The organism is Brachybacterium vulturis, assembly GCF_043641765.1.
Lineage (GTDB): Bacteria > Actinomycetota > Actinomycetes > Actinomycetales > Dermabacteraceae > Brachybacterium > Brachybacterium vulturis_A.
In genome coordinates, this window is the sequence record NZ_JBHZRO010000001.1 from 176,910 (window position 1) to 192,632 (window position 15,723).

A 15,723-nucleotide genomic window follows, 5' to 3' on the forward strand; every position below is an offset into this window, starting at 1 on the left:
TCGAAGGAGATGTGTCGAGATGACGGAGACCCCTGCGACCATGAAAGCTGTGGTCATGCACGCGCCGGAGGATTACCGCCTGGAAGACCGGGACGTCCCGGTGCCGGCCGGGGAGGACCTGCTGATCAGAGTCGAGGCGGTGGGTGTCTGTGCGAGCGACCTCAAGGCCTATGCCGGTGCCGCGAAGTTCTGGGGCGACGAGAACCGCGAACGCTGGGTGGAGCCGGGTATCGTCCCCGGTCACGAGATCACCGGCGAGGTCGTCTCCGGAAGCGCCGAGGCACTGGCTCACCATGGGGTCTCCGTCGGCGATCGCATCGTCGTCGAGCAGATCGTCCCGTGCGAGGAGTGCATGTACTGCCGGCGCGGCTGGTACTGGATGTGCGGCCCGCACGACATGTTCGGCTTCAAGCACTACGACGGCGGCATGGCGGAGTTCATGATCGTGCCGCGGCTGGCTCGCGCGCACAGGATCTCCAAGGAGATCCCGCCGCAGCACGCCGCTTTCGCCGAGCCCCTGAGCTGTTCCCTGCACGCCGTCGAGCGCGCCCAGCTCACTTTCGACGACGTCGTGGTGGTGGCCGGTGCGGGGCCGATCGGGCTGGGCGCCATCATCGGCGCGGCGCACAAGAGCCCCAAGCTGGTCATCGCCCTCGACTTCGACGAGAACAAGCTCGAGCTGGCGCGGAAGTGCGGCGCGGATCTCACCCTGAACCCGGGCAAGGTCGATGTGAACGCGGAGATCCGCAAGCTCACCGGCGGCTATGGCGCCGACGTCTACATCGAGTGCACGGGCCACCCCAGCGCCGTCTCCCAAGGGCTCAACCTGCTGCGCAAGCTCGGGCGGTACGTCGAGTACTCCGTGTTCAAGGAGAACGTGTCGGTGGACTGGTCGATCATCTCCGACGACAAGGAGCTCGACGTCCTCGGCGCGCACCTGGGCCCGCACTGCTGGCCCGCCGCGATCAAGATCATCGAGTCCGGGGTGCTGCCGCTGGACGAGATCTGCACCCATCAGTTCGGTCTGGAGGAGATCCAGACGGCTCTCGACTCCGTCGCCGACTCCGCCGGCGCCTCGATCAAGGTCTCGATCCTTCCCGGGACCTGACTGGCCGGTCCTGCGGCGATCTCGCCCCGGGGCCACACCACGATGACGCGGTCGGGGCACAGCGACCCTGCCCCGACCTCGGCATCAGTCCCCTCGACTCCGAGCGCTCGACGCCGAGCGCCGCCGCCGGACGGACGGCCCCGTGCGCGCCGCCGTCGACCGATCCGGACCCCGACAGGAAGAAGCGTCATGAGCACAGCAGCCAGTGCGGCATCCACCGCCGCAGAGCGCCCGGCCCGGCCCCGCAAGCGAAAGCTGGGGACCTGGATCGGCGTCGGGCTGGGCATCCTCGGCCTGCTGGTCGTGGTCCTGGGCACCAAGGTGGTGCCCGACGGGCAGGAGCCCGCCCAGACCCAGGCCTTCGAGGCGGCCACCTTCGGGGCCGAGCAGTTCCCCGAGGTCCAGCAGCAGATCACGGACCGTGCGGTACCGGCCGTGGACCTGGCCGAGGCGCTCATCGCCGATCCCGAGGCGGCCGCCGCGGAGTACGGCGTCGACGCCGCCGGCAACACCGTCTACAGCACCACCTTCACCGGTACGGTCGGCGAGGGGCAGAACGGAATGTATGAGGTGGAGATCGAGGGCATGCCCGAGAACGTCACCGTGCGCATCCAGACCGGTCCGGCGATCAATGGCACCGAGCTGCGCGACGCCACCGGCAACTACGGCTTCGCCGAGTTCACCAATCAGATCGAATTCCAGAACGCCGCCGCCGCTCTGAACACGGAGATGAAGAAGCAGGTGCTCGATCCCCTGGACCTCGAGAACCTCAGCGGCAGCACCGTCACCGTGACCGGAGCCTTCACCGCGATCAACCCCGAGGGCTGGCTTGTCACCCCCGTCTCCGTGGAGGTCCAGTGAACACCGTGCTGCAGGATGTGGTGCTGGAGGCGCACGGCATCGTCAAGAATTACGGCGGCACCCGGGCCCTCAAGGGTGTCGAGTTCCAGATCCACCGCGGTGAGGTCACCACCTTGTTCGGCGAGAACGGCGCCGGGAAGTCCACGCTGATGAAGATCCTCTCCGGCGTCGAGCAGCCCACGTCCGGCCAGATCGTGCTGGAGGGTCGCCCGGTGTCCTTCGCGAACACCAACGACGCCCGTGACAACGGGATCGCGATCATCCACCAGGAGCTGAGCCTCGCGCCGAACCTCTCGGTGCGCGACAACATCTTCCTGGGCCGGGAGATCACCCGGGGCGGCCAGGTCGACTACGCCGAGGAAAATCGGCAGACGGCCGCGCTGCTGGAGGAGATGCGGCTGGACGTGGCCCCGTCGACGCCCGTGGGCAATCTGCGTGTCGGCCAGCAGCAGATCGTCGAGATCGCGCGGGCGCTGTCGATCGACGCTCGCATCCTCATCATGGACGAGCCCACCTCTGCGCTCGCGGCGAAGGAGGTCCAGATCCTCTTCGGGATCATCGAGGACCTCAAGGCCCGCGGCGTCTCTCTGGTCTACATCTCCCACCATCTCGAGGAGGCACTGAAGGTCACCGATCACGCCGTGGTGCTGCGGGACGGCGCCATGACCGCGAGCGGTCGTCGGGAGGAGATCGATCTCCCCTGGATCGTCCGCCACATGGTCGGCGACAACTACGACCTCGGCTCTCCGCCGGAGGGCTATGAGTTCGGCGACCAAGTCCTCGAGATCGAGGACCTGGTGGTGATGGATCCGGAGAATGCGGAGCGCGCCGTGGTCGACCACCTGTCCCTCACGGTGCGTGCGGGCGAGATCGTCTGCCTCTACGGCCTGATGGGCGCTGGGCGGACCGAGACCCTCGAAGCGGTGGCCGGGCGCGGCGACGTGGCCGGCGGCCGGATCCGCTACCAGGGGGAGGAGCTCGCGCGGGAGTCGATCCGGGAGCGCCTCGCCCGGGGGATCGGGCTGGTCCCCGAGGACCGGCAGCGCGACGGCCTGGTCCAGACCATGTCTGTCGGCGAGAACCTCACCCTGGCGAGCATCAAGCAGTTCCTCACCCGCGGCTTCACCTCGCGCCGCAAGGAGCGGGCGCTCGCCGAGAAGCTGATCCGCGACGTCACGGTCAAGGCGGAGAGCCCGGCAATCGAGATCGGCGCACTCTCCGGTGGCAACCAGCAGAAGGTCGTCATCGGGAAGGTCGCCGCGACCCGCCCCGGCGTCATGCTCCTGGACGAACCCAGCCGAGGGATCGACATCGGCGCGAAGGCCGAGGTGTTCGCCCTGCTCGCGGACCGTGCCCGCCAGGGCGTCGGCATCGTCTTCTCGACCTCGGAGGTCGAGGAGTGCTTCGGCATCGCCCACCGGATCGTCGTGCTGCGGCGCGGCCAGATCTCCGCCGAGTTCGGCCCTGACGCAGTCAAGGCCGACGTCATGGCCGCTTCCGGTGAAGCCGTCGACTCCTGACCCTGCCCCACGAAACGGATACCCACTATGACCTCCTCGACCGTCGGCGAGTCCAGCACCAAGACCGCCTCGAAGCTCAACCTCTCGAAGTTGCTGATCGAGGGCCGCGCCTTCCTGGCATTGGCCCTGATCATCATCATCTTCTCGGCGCTGTCGCCGAACTTCCTCACGGTCAACAACCTGTTGATCATGTCTTCCCACGTCGCGATCTTCGCGCTGCTGTCCCTCGGACAGCTGATGGTGGTGCTCACCGGTGGCATCGATCTGTCGGTGGGATCCATTCTCGGGTTCACCGGCGTGATCGCCGGCTTCCTGTTGCGCGGTGTACCGATCAGCATGTTCGGTCTCACGCTGTATCCGAGCGTGCCAGTGGCGGTGCTCATCGCGGTGGTGCTCGGCGGCGTGCTGGGCCTGGTCAACGGCTATCTGGTCGCGAAGTTCAAGGTCGCCCCCTTCGTCGCGACGCTGGGCATGCTCTACGTGGTGCGCGGCATCGCACTTCTCATGACGAACGGTCGGACCATCAACGACATCCAGGGTGATCCGGCGCTGGGCAACACCGGCATCAATTGGCTGGGCTTCAACCGGATCCTCGGAATTCCCGCAGGCGTGATCATCATGGCCGTGATCGCCCTGGTCCTGGCCGTGATCCTGGGTCGAACCACCTTCGGCCGTTGGCTGTATGCGACCGGCGGCAACGAGCGGGCCGCCCACCTCTCGGGCGTTCCGGTCAAGTCCGTCACCGTGTGGGTGTACGTGATCTCGGGACTGTGCTCGGCCGTCGCGGGCGTCATCCTCGCCTCGACGCTCACCAGCGCGAGCCCCACCGCCGGCAACACCTACGAGCTGACGGCGATCGCCGGCGTGGTGATCGGCGGAGCCGCCCTCTCGGGCGGTCGCGGCAACGTCCGGGGCACTCTGCTGGGCGCCTTCGTGATCGGCTTCCTCTCCGACGGCCTCGTGCTGGTGGGCGTGTCCGCCTACTGGCAGACGGTCTTCATCGGCGCTGTCATCGTCGTGGCAGTGCTGCTGAACTCCTTGCAGTACGGACGTCCCCGCCGTCGGGTGAAGATGTCCGCGGGGGCCGGCACGGACGCTTCTGCCGGATCGCCCGGCGAGACGAAGGATCCCGCCGCCGCAGCACCCTCCACCGCTTCGCCGAGTGCGACCAACGACCCCTCCACCGGCACCGACGCCGGTTCGCGAGAAACTGACCAGACCTGACAGGAACGGTCAGCGTGCCCGCAGTCCCACGCTGCGAGCGCAGGCGCCTTCCCGCTGGAGCGCCTCCCATCGAAAGGAATTCATCATGGAACGCAGGAACTTCCTCTCCGTCCTCGGCATCGGTGCCGCGGCCGCGGGCCTCGCCGCCTGCGGCGGCTCCACCACGACCGGCGAGGGTCAGTCCGACGCCGGTGGCGGCGGCGGTGGCGGCGGTGTCGACGGCGGTCTGATCACCATCATCGTCAACGATCCCTCGAACCCGTACTGGAAGACGGAGGGTGACGTGGCGGCGGCCAAGGCCGAAGAGCTCGGCTACACCACCACCGTCGGCGCCCACAAGGGCGACACCAACACCGAGAACACCCTGGTCGACACCGCCATCTCGAACCAGTCCGTGGCGCTGATCATGGATCCCGCCAACGCGGACGGGTCGATCGGCACGATCCAGAAGGCGAAGCAGGCCGGGATCCCGGTCTTCCTGATCAACGCGGAGATCAACGAGACCGGCATCGCGCTCGCCCAGCTGGTCTCCAATAACGCCCAGGGCGCCGCGCTCGGCGCTCAGGAGTGGGTCGAGCGCATGGGCGAGAAGGGCGACTACGTCGAGCTGTTCGGCCTGCCCTCGGACAACAACGCCCAGACCCGGTCCAACGGCTACACCACGGTGATCAGCCAGTACCCGGACCTGAAGAAGGTCGGCGAGGAGGTTGCGGACTGGGACCGCACCAAGGGGCACGACAAGGCGCAGTCGCTGTTGCAGGCCCACCCCGACATCAACGGCCTGATCTCCGGCAACGACGAGATGGCGCTCGGCGCGATCGCGGCCTTCAAGGAGGCCGGTGTGCTCGAGGACATCGTGGTGGGCGGGTTCGACGGCTCCCCGGACGCGGTCGACGCGGTCAAGGCGGGCGAGCTCGCCTACACCGTGCTGCAGCCCGTGGCACAGTTCGCCGAACTGGTGATCGAGATGGCGGACGACTACCTGCGCAACGGCAACGCGCCCGAGCAGGAGAAGCAGGCGCTGGACTGCATCTTGATCACCGAGGAGAACATCGACGGCATGACTGCGCCGTTCACCTTCACCGGATGACCGATCGCCGGGGCGCGGTCCGCGCCGCGCCCCGGCCCCTGACCTCACCGCATCCACCAGCTTCCGAGAAGAGCGATCCGTGACCTACCTGTTCGATGATCCCAAGACCTTCCCCGCCGACGCCGTCGAGGGGCTGGTCGCGGCATACCCCGAGGAGCTGCTCCGCGTGCACGGCGGCGTGGTGCGCGCGCCCGCGACCCCGGCCGGGCAGCCGGCCCTGGTCGTCGGCGGCGGCTCCGGCCACTACCCGGCCTTCGCCGGCTGGGTGGGTCCGGGCTTCGCCCACGGGGCGCCCTGCGGCAACATCTTCTCCTCTCCGTCCTCCGACCAGGTGTATGCCGTGGCCCGCAACGCCGAGAACGGCGGCGGGGTGATCCTCGGCTTCGGCCACTACGCCGGGGACGTGCTGCATTTCGGGGTCGCTGCCGAGAAGCTGCGCGCCGAGGGCATCGATGTGCGCATCGTCGCGGTCAGCGATGACGTGGCGTCGGGGGAGAAGGGGAACCATCGCGATCGCCGCGGCATCGCCGGGGACCTGCCCGTGTTCAAGATCGCAGGCGCCGCGATCCAGGCCGGGGCCGACATCGACGAGGCCGAGCGTCTGGCGTGGAAGGCGAACGACGCCACCCGCAGCCTCGGGGTCGCCTTCGATGGCTGCACCCTGCCAGGTGCCGAAGACGCGCTGTTCCACGTCCCCGAGGGCACGATGGCGATCGGCCTGGGGATCCATGGCGAGCCCGGCATCGATGAGCGGTCCATGCCCAGCGCGAGCGAGCTCGCGAAGATCCTGGTCGACGGTGTGCTCGACGAGACCCCGGCGCTGGTCTCCGACCGCGTTGCGGTGGTGCTGAACGGCCTGGGCACTGTGAAGTACGAGGAGATGTTCGTGGTGTGGAAGCACGTCTCGCAGCTCCTGGGCGAGGCGGGCCTGACCGTCGTGCGGCCTGAGGTGGGCGAGCACGTGACCAGTCTCGACATGGCGGGCCTGTCCCTGACGGTGGTGCGTCTGGACGAGGAGCTGGAGCGGCTCTGGCTGGCCCCGGCCGATGCCCCCGCCTTCCGCCGCGGCGGCACCGTGCCCGGCGACCTCGGCGCGGAGCGAGAGGAGATCTACGTCCCCGGTGAGGATCCGATCCCCGCCGCGAGCGAGGGGTCCCGTGCCTCCGCCGCCCGCATCGTCGGCATCCTGGGGAAGGTCGAGGAGCTGCTGGTGGAGCTCGAGCCGGAGCTGGGCCGGATGGACCAGGTCGCCGGTGACGGTGACCACGGCCAGGGCATGGTGCTCGGGATCCGCGGCGCCCGTGCGACCGCCGACCGCGTCGTCCAGCGCGGTTGCGGTGCCCGTACCGTGCTCGTGCAGGCCGGTGCCGCCTGGTCCGCCGAGGCCGGCGGAACCTCCGGAGCCCTCTGGGGGGCGGCCCTGACCAGCCTCGGCAGCGCCCTGACAGATGATGCCGCTGTGACCGGGGAACAGCTGGTCACGGGGCTGGTGCAGGCGGTCGAGGCCATCGAGCGCCTCGGCGGGGCGACGCCCGGCGACAAGACCATGGTCGACGCGGCGGTGCCCTTCCGCGAGGCACTCGCCCTCGCGCAGGCCGGCCGGGGCGGGACCGCGGACGCCCCGGCGGAGTCGGTCTCCCGGTCGATCGTGACGGCCGCCGCCCAGGCGGTCGAGGCCGCCGAGGCCACCGCGGACTTCTCCGCGAGCAAGGGCCGCGCCCGCAACCACGGGGACAAGTCCATCGGCACCCCCGACCCGGGGGCTATCTCGTTCTCGCGGATCGTCACCCTGCTGGGCGAGCAGCTGACCGGCTGAGCACGCCCCGGTCACCGCCCTCTCGCTGACCGCCGTCACGACCACCCACACCGACCACTGACACGACCAACGACACGAAGGAGCATCGCCATGGGCTGGAGAATCGTCACCGGATCGGACAACGCCGGCGTCGGCCACAAGGGCGCCCTGCAGGAACTGCTGCAGAGCGACCCGCGCGTCGACGAGGTCCTCGACGTCGGGGTCACCGGTCGCGAGGACGGCACCCACTACCCGAACATCGCGGTCGCCGCGGCGGAGAAGGTCGCCGCTGGCGAGGCGGACCGTGCCCTGCTGATCTGCGGCACCGGCCTTGGGGTGGCGATCGCGGCGAACAAGGTCTCCGGCGTCCGCGCCGTCACCGCCCACGACCTCTACTCCGTCCAGCGCTCCGTGCTCTCGAACGATGCGCAGGTGCTGTGCATGGGGGAGCGGGTCATCGGACTCGAGCTCGCGAAGGAGCTGGTCAAGGTCTGGCTGGACCTCGAGTTCGATCCGACCTCGTCCTCCGCGGCGAAGGTCGAGGCGATCAATGCCTACGACGGGTCCCTCGAGCAGGGCTGAGACCGAGAGGCAGGTTCGGGGTCACTGAGGACCTGCCGCCCCCGCCCTGAGCCCGCGACGGCGGGAGCGACGAATGCGCGCTGACGACTCATCCGCGGGCGACGGATGAGTCGTCAACGCGCATCTGCACTGCGGCCGGGGCCGCACCGGGCGGGGCGGCGCGGGCGCCAGGCCTGCCGGGGCTACTCCGCGAGCGCCTTGCCGCGCTGCTCGGGCAGGGTGAAGGCGGCGGCCGCGGCCAGCAGGAAGAAGACCGAGAAGGCGGCGAAGACGAACACCTGCCCGCCGGCGACCAGGAACACCGGTACCAGGAACGGCGCCGCCATCGAGGCGATGCGCCCGAAGGCGGCGGCCGCACCGGTGCCGGTGCCGCGCACCCGGGTGGGATAGAGCTCCGGCCCGATCGCGTACAGCGCACCCCAGGCGCCGAGGTTGCAGAAGCTCAGCGCGCAGCCGGCCGCGAGGATCATCCATTCCGTCTCCGCGAGCCCGTAGAAGGAGGCGGCCACGGCCGAGCCGGCGAGGAAGACGGTCAGCGTCCAGCGCCGCCCGAACACCTCGATCAGCCAGGCCGCCACCGCGTACCCGGGGATCTGGGCGAGGGTGATGATGAGGGTGAAGGTGAAGGAGCGGGTGAGGTCGAAGCCGCGGTCCACCAGCAGCGTCGGGATCCAGATGAAGGCGCCGTAGTAGGACAGGTTGATGCAGAACCACACCGCCCACAGGCCGGCGGTGCGGGCACGGAGGGGCGTGGACCAGATCCCGCCGGTGGTCCCGATCGGGTCCGCAGCCGGGATCGCGGTGGCAGCGCCTGCCTCGGCTCGGGCCGCGGCGGGCGAGGGGGCGTCGAGCCCGGCGGAGGCCTCGAAGCTGCGCACCACGCGCTCCGCCTCCTCAGTGCGCCCCTGCTTCTCCAGGAAGCGCACCGATTCGGGTATCCCCAGCCGGATCACCAGCGAGTAGATCGCGGGCACGAGGCCGACGGCGAGCGCCCAGCGCCAGCCCGTCGGCCCGGAGGCGGCGACGAAGGTACCGATCACGGCGGCGAGGATCCAGCCCAGCGCCCAGAAGGCCTCGAGCCAGACGATCACGCGGCCACGGATCCGGGCCGGGGCGAACTCGCTCATCAGGGTCGAGGCGACCGGCAGCTCGGCGCCGAGGCCCAGGCCCACGATGAAGCGCAGCACGATCAGGGCGCCCACACCCATCGCCAGCGCCGAGGCGCCGGTGGCCAGGCCGTAGATCAGCAGGGTGAGGGCGAAGACGGAGCGGCGACCGATGCGGTCGGCCAGCAGGCCGCCCACGCTGGCGCCGATCGCCATCCCGGCGAATCCGGCCGAGGCGATCAGCGAGCCGTCGGCCTTGCTCAGCTCCCAGTGGACGCTGAGGGCGGCGATCACGAAGGAGATCAGGCCGACGTCCATCGCGTCCAGCGCCCAGCCGATGCCGGAGGCGCCCAGCAGCCTGCCGTGCTTGCGGGTGAAGGGCAGGCGGTCCAGGCGCTGTGACCTGGTCAGCGGACCGTGGGCCGGGAGCGGTGTCTGCGGCGTGGTGGTCGAAGAGCTCATCGTCATCTCCGTCGACGGGTGATCGGATGGGCACATCATGGCGCATTCCGCGCTGCGGACCCGAGACCCGGATCACCCCGGATCGCCGCATGGGGCGAGCGGCGCCGCTCCGCTCCTGGTCAGCGTGAGAAAAAGCCTGAGGTCTCAGATCGGTTGCGGTTCTCGCGATCACCCGGCAGATCCTCCGCCGTCGGGTTCAGCGCCGCGAGTGCGTCACCATGTCCACCTCGGACTCGCCGCGCAGCACCGCCAGGGCGCGACGGACCCGGGAGGCGCCCCAGGGCGAAAGCAGATGCGCCTCGGACTCGGGGATCAGCGCCCAGCTCTCGAGCTCTGCGGCCTCCGGCACCACGGTCGCCTCCAGCCGGGCTCGGGGGATCACGCCGGCGTCGAAGAGGAAATGCACCCCCATCGGCGCGCTGCGCACCGCACTCGAGGGCAGCCAGTCGACCGTCAGCAGCCGCCCCACCTCGAGATCGAGTCCCAGCTCCTCGAGCACCTCCCGCCGGGCGCACTGCCGGGCGTCCTCACCCGCGTCGACGCCGCCGCCCGGCAGCAGCCAGTGGTCGCGGTAGTTCGGCTTCTCGATCACCAGGTGGTCGTGCTCGTCGCGCAGGATCACGGCGCCGGAGGTGATGACCTTGGGCAGGGTGGCGAAGTAGGCGGGTTCGGGCAGCAATCGCGGCATGGGCACATCGTGTCATCGTCGCGCCCTCAGCTGCTGCCGCCCGGCGCCGGCACGAAGCGCAGTCCGGTCCCCGTCGCCGCCTGCGCCAGTGCATCCAGCCCTGCGCGGGTGACCACGGCGATCACCGGGTAGCCGCCGGTGGTGGGATGGTCAGGGCCGAAGACGACGGGCAATCCCGAGGGCGGCACCTGGATCGCGCCGGGCATCATCGGTTCGCTCGGCAGTGCCCCGGAGGCGGTGGGCGGGGTGAGCGGGTCGCCGTCCAGCCGTACCCCCACCCGGTCCGAGTCCGGGCGCACGGTCCAGGTGGTGGCCAGCAGCTGCGTGAGGGTCGCGGCGCCGAGCAGCGCGTCCCGCGGGCCGGCGTGCACCGGGACGTCGAGCACGGCCGGGGTGGTGTCCTCGAGCAGCGCGGCATCCTCGTTCCGGACCGGCGTGGGGACGGCGTCCAGCTTCTTCTCGGGGCTGACGTGCAGCAGGTCCCCGGCCGCGAGCGGTGCCGGCCCGAGCGCGGAGAGGGTGTCATAGGACAGGGAGCCGAGCACGGCCCCTGCCGTCCCCACCCCGCGCAGTCCACCACGGACGGCCAGCACCAGTCGCAGGCCCTCCGTCACCGGGCCCAGCACGAGCCGGTCCCCGGGGTCGAGGGCGATCGGCAGCTCGTGGCTGTCCTGCGGGCGTAGCTCGAGGTCGGCGCCGTCCGCGTCGGCCCGGTGCAGCACCAGCGGTGCCCGGGCGCCGGAGACGGCGATGACCGTCGCGGCCCGCGCCTGCAGCCGCAGCGGGCCGGCCACGATCTCGAGCACCGCAGCTGCGGCCCGGTTGCCCACGGCGAGGTTCGCCCGCAGCATCGCCCCGCGGTCGAAGGCGCCGGAGCTGCTCACCCCGCTCGCCGCCCGGCCGGGCCGGCCGGTGTCCTGGAACAGGGTGAGGGGGCCGGGGGCGAGGACCTCCAGCGCGGGCTGTCCGCTCATCGTCGGCGCCGCTGCTCGACGCCTGCCCCGCCGTCCGGGGACGGCGGCCGCGCCGCGTTCGACCTGGGCGACCGCTGCTGTGCGGGCGGAGGCCCGGGCCGTCGGACGCTGCGGGGCGAAACGCACCCGCGTGCCGGGGGTGAGCAGCGCGGGCGGTTCCCGGTCCACGTCGAACACGGTGGCGTCGGTGCGCCCGATCAGCTGCCATCCGCCGGGGGATGAGCGCGGGTAGATCCCGCAGTAGCGCGCGGCGAGGCCGACGGCGCCGGCGGGCACCTCGGTGCGCGGCTCGGCCCGGCGGGGCACCTCCCACGGCGGACCGACGGGTCGAGCGCGGTCGGTGGGCGCGTCGGGCTGCAGGTAGGCGAACCCGGGTGCGAAGCCGCCGAAGGCCGCGGTCCACGTGGCCGCGCTGTGTGCGGTGATCAGCGCCTGCGTGCTGATCTCCAGGAGCTCGGCGACCGCGGCGAGATCCTCGCCGTCATAGACGATGTCCATCGTGACCTCGGTGCTCGCCTCCTCCTGCGCCGCAGCCCCGGGGAGGTCGCGCAGCAGGGCGTCGAGGACCGGCAGGTCCTGGGCGACGCTCCCCACCAGCAGGAGCGTGCGCTCGGCAGGGACCAGGTCGAGCAGAGTCGTAGGGGCGAGCTCGCGCACGGCGGCCGCGGCGGCGAGTACGGCACGGGTGTCGGGGTACTCGGCCAGCAGTGCGCCCTCGCCGGCGCGGTGCACCGCCAGCGGCGGCGCGAGACGGTCGGAGCGGTCGCGTCGGACGCGACGGGGAGTGCGGTCGGGGCCCCGACTCACAGCGCGGCCTCGAGGCGCACGCCCGCCGCTTCCAGGTGGGAGCGCACGGTGCGGGCGAGCTCCACCGCGCCGGGGGTGTCCCCGTGCAGGCAGAGGGAGCGGACCGGGAGATCCACCCAGCTCCCGTCGACGGTGCGGACCCCGTGCGCGGTCGCGATCGACAGCGCCTGTGCGGCCACTGCCGCGGGGTCCGTGAGCACCGCGCCGGGGGTGCTGCGCGGGGTGAGGGTGCCGCCTGGGAGGTAGGCGCGGTCGGCGAAGCCCTCGAGCACCACCGCGATCCCGGCCGCCTGCGCGATCTCCACGGCCACGGCGCCGGGCGCGGCGACCAGGGGCAGGTCCCCGAGCTCCTGCAGTGCGCGCACCACTGCGGCGGCCTGCGTGGCGTGATGGGCCAGGGCGTTGTACAGCGCGCCGTGGGGCTTCACGCCCCGCACCTGCGCGCCCTCGGCCCGGGCCATCGCCTGCAAGGCTCCGACCTGCACGACCACCTGGTCGGTGAGGTCGGTGGGGGCGATGTCGAGGAAGCGGCGGCCGAAACCTGCCAGGTCCGGATAGGCGACGTGCGCGGTGATGCTCACGTCGTGAGCAGCCGCCGCGCGGGAGGCGGCGCGCATGGTCCCGGCGTCCCCGGCGTGCCCGCCGCAGGCGATGTTCGCGGTGGTCACCACCTCGAGCATGGCGGCGTCCTCCCCCATCGACCAGTCGCCGTACCCCTCCCCGAGGTCGGCGTTGAGATCGAGCAGCGGCAGCGGGGCGGTCATCGGCGGATCGGCTCCTTCACGCGCGGCGGACGGTGCTCCCCATTGTCGCCCCTGCCGCGCCTCGCCGCACGGACCGCGCAGCCCGCGCTCAGCGCACCCAGTGCTCCAGCACCTCTTCGAGCCGACCGTGCAGACGCACGGTGGCATCCGGATCGGCGCGGGTGGGGCCGTCGTTGAGGATCACCACGGGCTTGCCCTGCCGCCCGGCCGCGCGCACGAACCGCAGCCCGGACTGCACGGTGAGGCTCGAGCCGAGCACCAGCAGCGCGCTCGCGGCCTCGAGCGCCGCGAAGGCCGCGGCCACGACCTCCCGGCGCGCGGACTCCCCGAAGAACACCACGTCGGGCTTGAGGATCCCTCCGCACAGCGCGCACGGCGGATAGCGGAAGCTGCTGGTGCGATCCACCTCGGCGTCCCCGTCGGGCGCCTGGGCGGCGTCGGCGGAGAGCTGGGGCAGGCGCGCCGCGAGCTCGGGGTTCATCATCAGCATCCGCTGGTGCAGGGCGGCGCGGGAGGACAGCGCATCGCACTGCTGACAGCGCACCCGATCCAGCCGGCCGTGCAGGTCGATCACCGGATCCGAGCCCGCGGCGGCATGCAGTCCGTCCACGTTCTGCGTGATCACCGCCGTGATCGGGAAGGGCTCGGGGGAAAGGGCCGCGAGCAGTCGGTGCGCGGGCCCGGGCCGGGCGCTGCGGAACTGCTCCCAGCCCACGGTCGAGCGCGCCCAGTAGCGCCGCCGGGCGAGGTCATGGCCGATGAACTCCTGGAAGGTCATGGGGGAGCGGGGCACCGCATCACGACCGCGATAGTCCGGCAGCCCGGAACCGGTGGACATCCCGGCACCGGTGAGCACCGCGACCGGCCGGTCCCGCAGCAGCGCGAGGGCGGCGTCGCTCTCCTCCGGAGAGCTGCGGTGACCGTAGTGCGCACCCTCCATCGGCCCCCAGGCCGGCAGGCGCGGGCCGCCCCGGGTGGGGCCGGGAGCGTCCGGCGCACGGGTGGTGGCGGTGGCGAACCAACGGCCGACGTCCGCCGCGGGGCCGGCGCTGCCGGTCCCGGCGGGGGAGGAGGGGTGAGGGCTCATCCTTCGAGGGTAGGCGGTGCGGGGGTCTCGGCACGGTCGTCGGAGAGAACCAGTAGTTGACATTCATCATTCAGTTCGTCACGAAAGGCCTCTAGGTTCATGAGCATGCGGACCGGCCGACGGTCCTCCCCACGTGTGAAGCCTGGAAGGAAGACATCATGGAACTGTTCTCAGCAGCGCTCGGACTGGGCGGGATCGGTCTGGTCGCAGGTCTGGTCGGAGCGGTGATAGCGGCGGTCGTGACTCGCAGGCAGACCTCCACGCTCACCAGCTACGTCCAACATTTCGCGGCGGGGCTCATCGCCGCCGCGGCAACCCTCGATCTGCTCCCCGAGGCGATGCATCTGGGCGGTGGCTGGCCGCTGATCACAGGTTTCGTCCTCGGCACGGGGTTCATGCTGGCGCTGCGCGCGCTGCTGAACCGGCTCGGCCACGCCCACGATGACGCGCACGGGCAGAACCATGGCCACGACCACGGCCATGCCGCCCAGGGATCTGCGGTGAATCTGCGCCTGACGATCGCCCTGGCGGTCGTCGTGCTCATCGACGGTGCCATCATCGGCGTGGCCCTGTCGGCCGGCGGGGCGGCCGCCCTGCTGATCGCGATCGCCCTGTCGATCGAGCTGCTGTTCGTCTCCGCCTCCACCGCCGGATCCACCCGTGCCGCCGGCGGTTCACTGGGTGCGGCGATCGGCGTCGGGGCCGTGGTCGCCGCGATGATGCCGATCGGTGCGGTGCTCGGCGCACTGGTCTTCGCGGGAGTCTCGGCGCCGCTGCTGGTGGCCGGGCTGGCCTTCGGCACGGCTGCTCTGCTGTTCACCGCAGTCGCTGAGCCGCTGGTCGAAGCCGTTGCGGTCAAGGAGAGCACCGGCACCATCGCGATGGCCGCGGCCGGTTTCCTGGTGTTCCTGATCCTCATGATGCTGATGTGACGCCTCCGGTGGCCCGGCCCGGGCTGATCTGCTGATCGGCAGGCCCGCCCGCCGGCATATCCGCCACCTCGGCGCACGGAAGGCACCACCACGGCGGCAGGAGGGACGACCATGACCGATGAGGAGATCACCGAGGCCTACGCAGCGATGTCAGCGGAGGCGGCGGAGATGCTCGGCACGGCCGTGACCGCCGAGGACCCCGACCGCGCCGTGATCGAACCGTGGGCCCGCACGGTCCCCGGCCGCATCCTCGACCTCGGCTCGGGCACCGGCCGGTGGACCGGGCACCTGGTGCGCCGTGGACACGACGTCGAGGGACTGGAGCCGGTCCGGCAGCTCGTGGACATCGCTCGCAGCGCTCACCCCGCGGCCACGTTCCGCCAGGGCCGCCTCGAGGACCTCGCCGACCGCAGCGACCGCTGGTCCGGGATCCTGGCGTGGTACTCGCTCATCCACGTCGACCCCGCGGGCCTCCCAGCGGCGCTGGCAGCGCTGGGCGGGGCGCTCGAGGCCGACGGGACCGTGCTCATGTCCTACGTCGCGGGGCCGCGGGTGGAACCCTTCGCCCATCCGATCGCCACCGCCTACCGGTGGCCGCCCCAGGAGATGGCTCGCGCCCTGCGCCGCGCCGGATTCGAGGTGACGGGGGCGGAGGTGCGGGGAGCGCACGCCTGGGTGACGGCCCGACGACTCCCGTCGGGCACGTGACGGCCGACCGACCGC

At 71.3% G+C, this 15,723-nt stretch carries 14 protein-coding genes; 9 read left to right on the forward strand and 5 right to left on the reverse strand.

Going from position 1 to position 15,723, the window contains the following annotated elements; genetic code table 11:
- The first annotated feature begins 19 nt into the window (after positions 1–19).
- The 7 genes from ACHUEU_RS00815 to ACHUEU_RS00845 all read left to right on the forward strand — a co-directional run bounded on the left by ACHUEU_RS00815 (position 20) and on the right by ACHUEU_RS00845 (position 8,180).
- A complete protein-coding gene (locus tag ACHUEU_RS00815) occupies positions 20–1,108 on the forward strand; it encodes a zinc-binding dehydrogenase (RefSeq protein ID WP_394213973.1) in 1,089 nt (362 codons plus the stop codon).
- Between the two features lie 189 nt (positions 1,109–1,297).
- Entirely contained in the window at positions 1,298–1,969 is a 672-nt protein-coding gene (locus ACHUEU_RS00820; protein ID WP_394213974.1) for a DUF2291 family protein, read from the forward strand.
- A complete protein-coding gene (locus ACHUEU_RS00825; RefSeq protein WP_394213975.1) occupies positions 1,966–3,489 on the forward strand; it encodes a sugar ABC transporter ATP-binding protein in 1,524 nt (507 codons plus the stop codon). Before ACHUEU_RS00820 ends, ACHUEU_RS00825 begins: the two co-directional genes overlap by 4 nt.
- 27 nt (positions 3,490–3,516) lie before the next feature.
- Positions 3,517–4,713: an ABC transporter permease gene (locus tag ACHUEU_RS00830; protein ID WP_394213976.1), complete on the forward strand. Its 1,197-nt coding sequence runs from the start codon at positions 3,517–3,519 to the stop codon at positions 4,711–4,713.
- Positions 4,714–4,798: 85 nt separating this feature from the next.
- On the forward strand, positions 4,799–5,803 hold the full coding sequence (locus ACHUEU_RS00835) for a D-ribose ABC transporter substrate-binding protein (RefSeq protein ID WP_394213977.1): 1,005 nt from the start codon (positions 4,799–4,801) through the stop codon (positions 5,801–5,803).
- 79 nt (positions 5,804–5,882) lie between these two features.
- Complete coding sequence (locus ACHUEU_RS00840) at positions 5,883–7,619, forward strand: dihydroxyacetone kinase family protein (RefSeq protein WP_394213978.1); 1,737 nt, start codon at positions 5,883–5,885, stop codon at positions 7,617–7,619.
- A 90-nt stretch (positions 7,620–7,709) separates the two neighbouring features.
- Complete coding sequence (locus ACHUEU_RS00845) at positions 7,710–8,180, forward strand: ribose-5-phosphate isomerase (RefSeq protein WP_394213979.1); 471 nt, start codon at positions 7,710–7,712, stop codon at positions 8,178–8,180.
- Between the two features lie 182 nt (positions 8,181–8,362).
- On the opposite strand, the gene ACHUEU_RS00850 is transcribed toward ACHUEU_RS00845, so the two are convergent.
- The 5 genes from ACHUEU_RS00850 to ACHUEU_RS00870 all read right to left on the reverse strand — a co-directional run bounded on the left by ACHUEU_RS00850 (position 8,363) and on the right by ACHUEU_RS00870 (position 14,068).
- Positions 8,363–9,754 (reverse strand): MFS transporter, encoded by a 1,392-nt coding sequence (locus ACHUEU_RS00850; protein WP_394213980.1) that lies wholly within the window; start codon positions 9,752–9,754, stop codon positions 8,363–8,365.
- Between the two features lie 190 nt (positions 9,755–9,944).
- Positions 9,945–10,436 (reverse strand): NUDIX domain-containing protein, encoded by a 492-nt coding sequence (locus ACHUEU_RS00855; protein ID WP_394213981.1) that lies wholly within the window; start codon positions 10,434–10,436, stop codon positions 9,945–9,947.
- 26 nt (positions 10,437–10,462) lie between these two features.
- Entirely contained in the window at positions 10,463–12,217 is a 1,755-nt protein-coding gene (locus tag ACHUEU_RS00860; RefSeq protein ID WP_394213982.1) for a 5-oxoprolinase subunit B/C family protein, read from the reverse strand.
- Positions 12,214–12,981, reverse strand: coding sequence for a LamB/YcsF family protein (locus ACHUEU_RS00865; RefSeq protein WP_394213983.1), 768 nt, complete (start codon positions 12,979–12,981; stop codon positions 12,214–12,216). The genes ACHUEU_RS00860 and ACHUEU_RS00865 overlap by 4 nt, the downstream gene beginning before the upstream one ends.
- Positions 12,982–13,069: 88 nt before the next feature.
- The gene (locus tag ACHUEU_RS00870) at positions 13,070–14,068 is read right to left on the reverse strand and encodes a Sir2 family NAD-dependent protein deacetylase (protein WP_394213984.1); all 999 of its coding nucleotides are present in this window, start codon (positions 14,066–14,068) and stop codon (positions 13,070–13,072) included.
- 158 nt (positions 14,069–14,226) lie between these two features.
- On the opposite strand from ACHUEU_RS00870, the gene ACHUEU_RS00875 reads away from it, so the two are divergent.
- Positions 14,227–15,000 carry a ZIP family metal transporter gene (locus ACHUEU_RS00875; protein WP_394213985.1) on the forward strand — a complete coding sequence of 258 codons (774 nt, stop codon included), beginning with the start codon at positions 14,227–14,229 and terminating at the stop codon, positions 14,998–15,000.
- Between the two features lie 111 nt (positions 15,001–15,111).
- Entirely contained in the window at positions 15,112–15,708 is a 597-nt protein-coding gene (locus ACHUEU_RS00880) for a class I SAM-dependent methyltransferase (protein ID WP_394213987.1), read from the forward strand.
- Positions 15,709–15,723 lie beyond the last annotated feature (15 nt).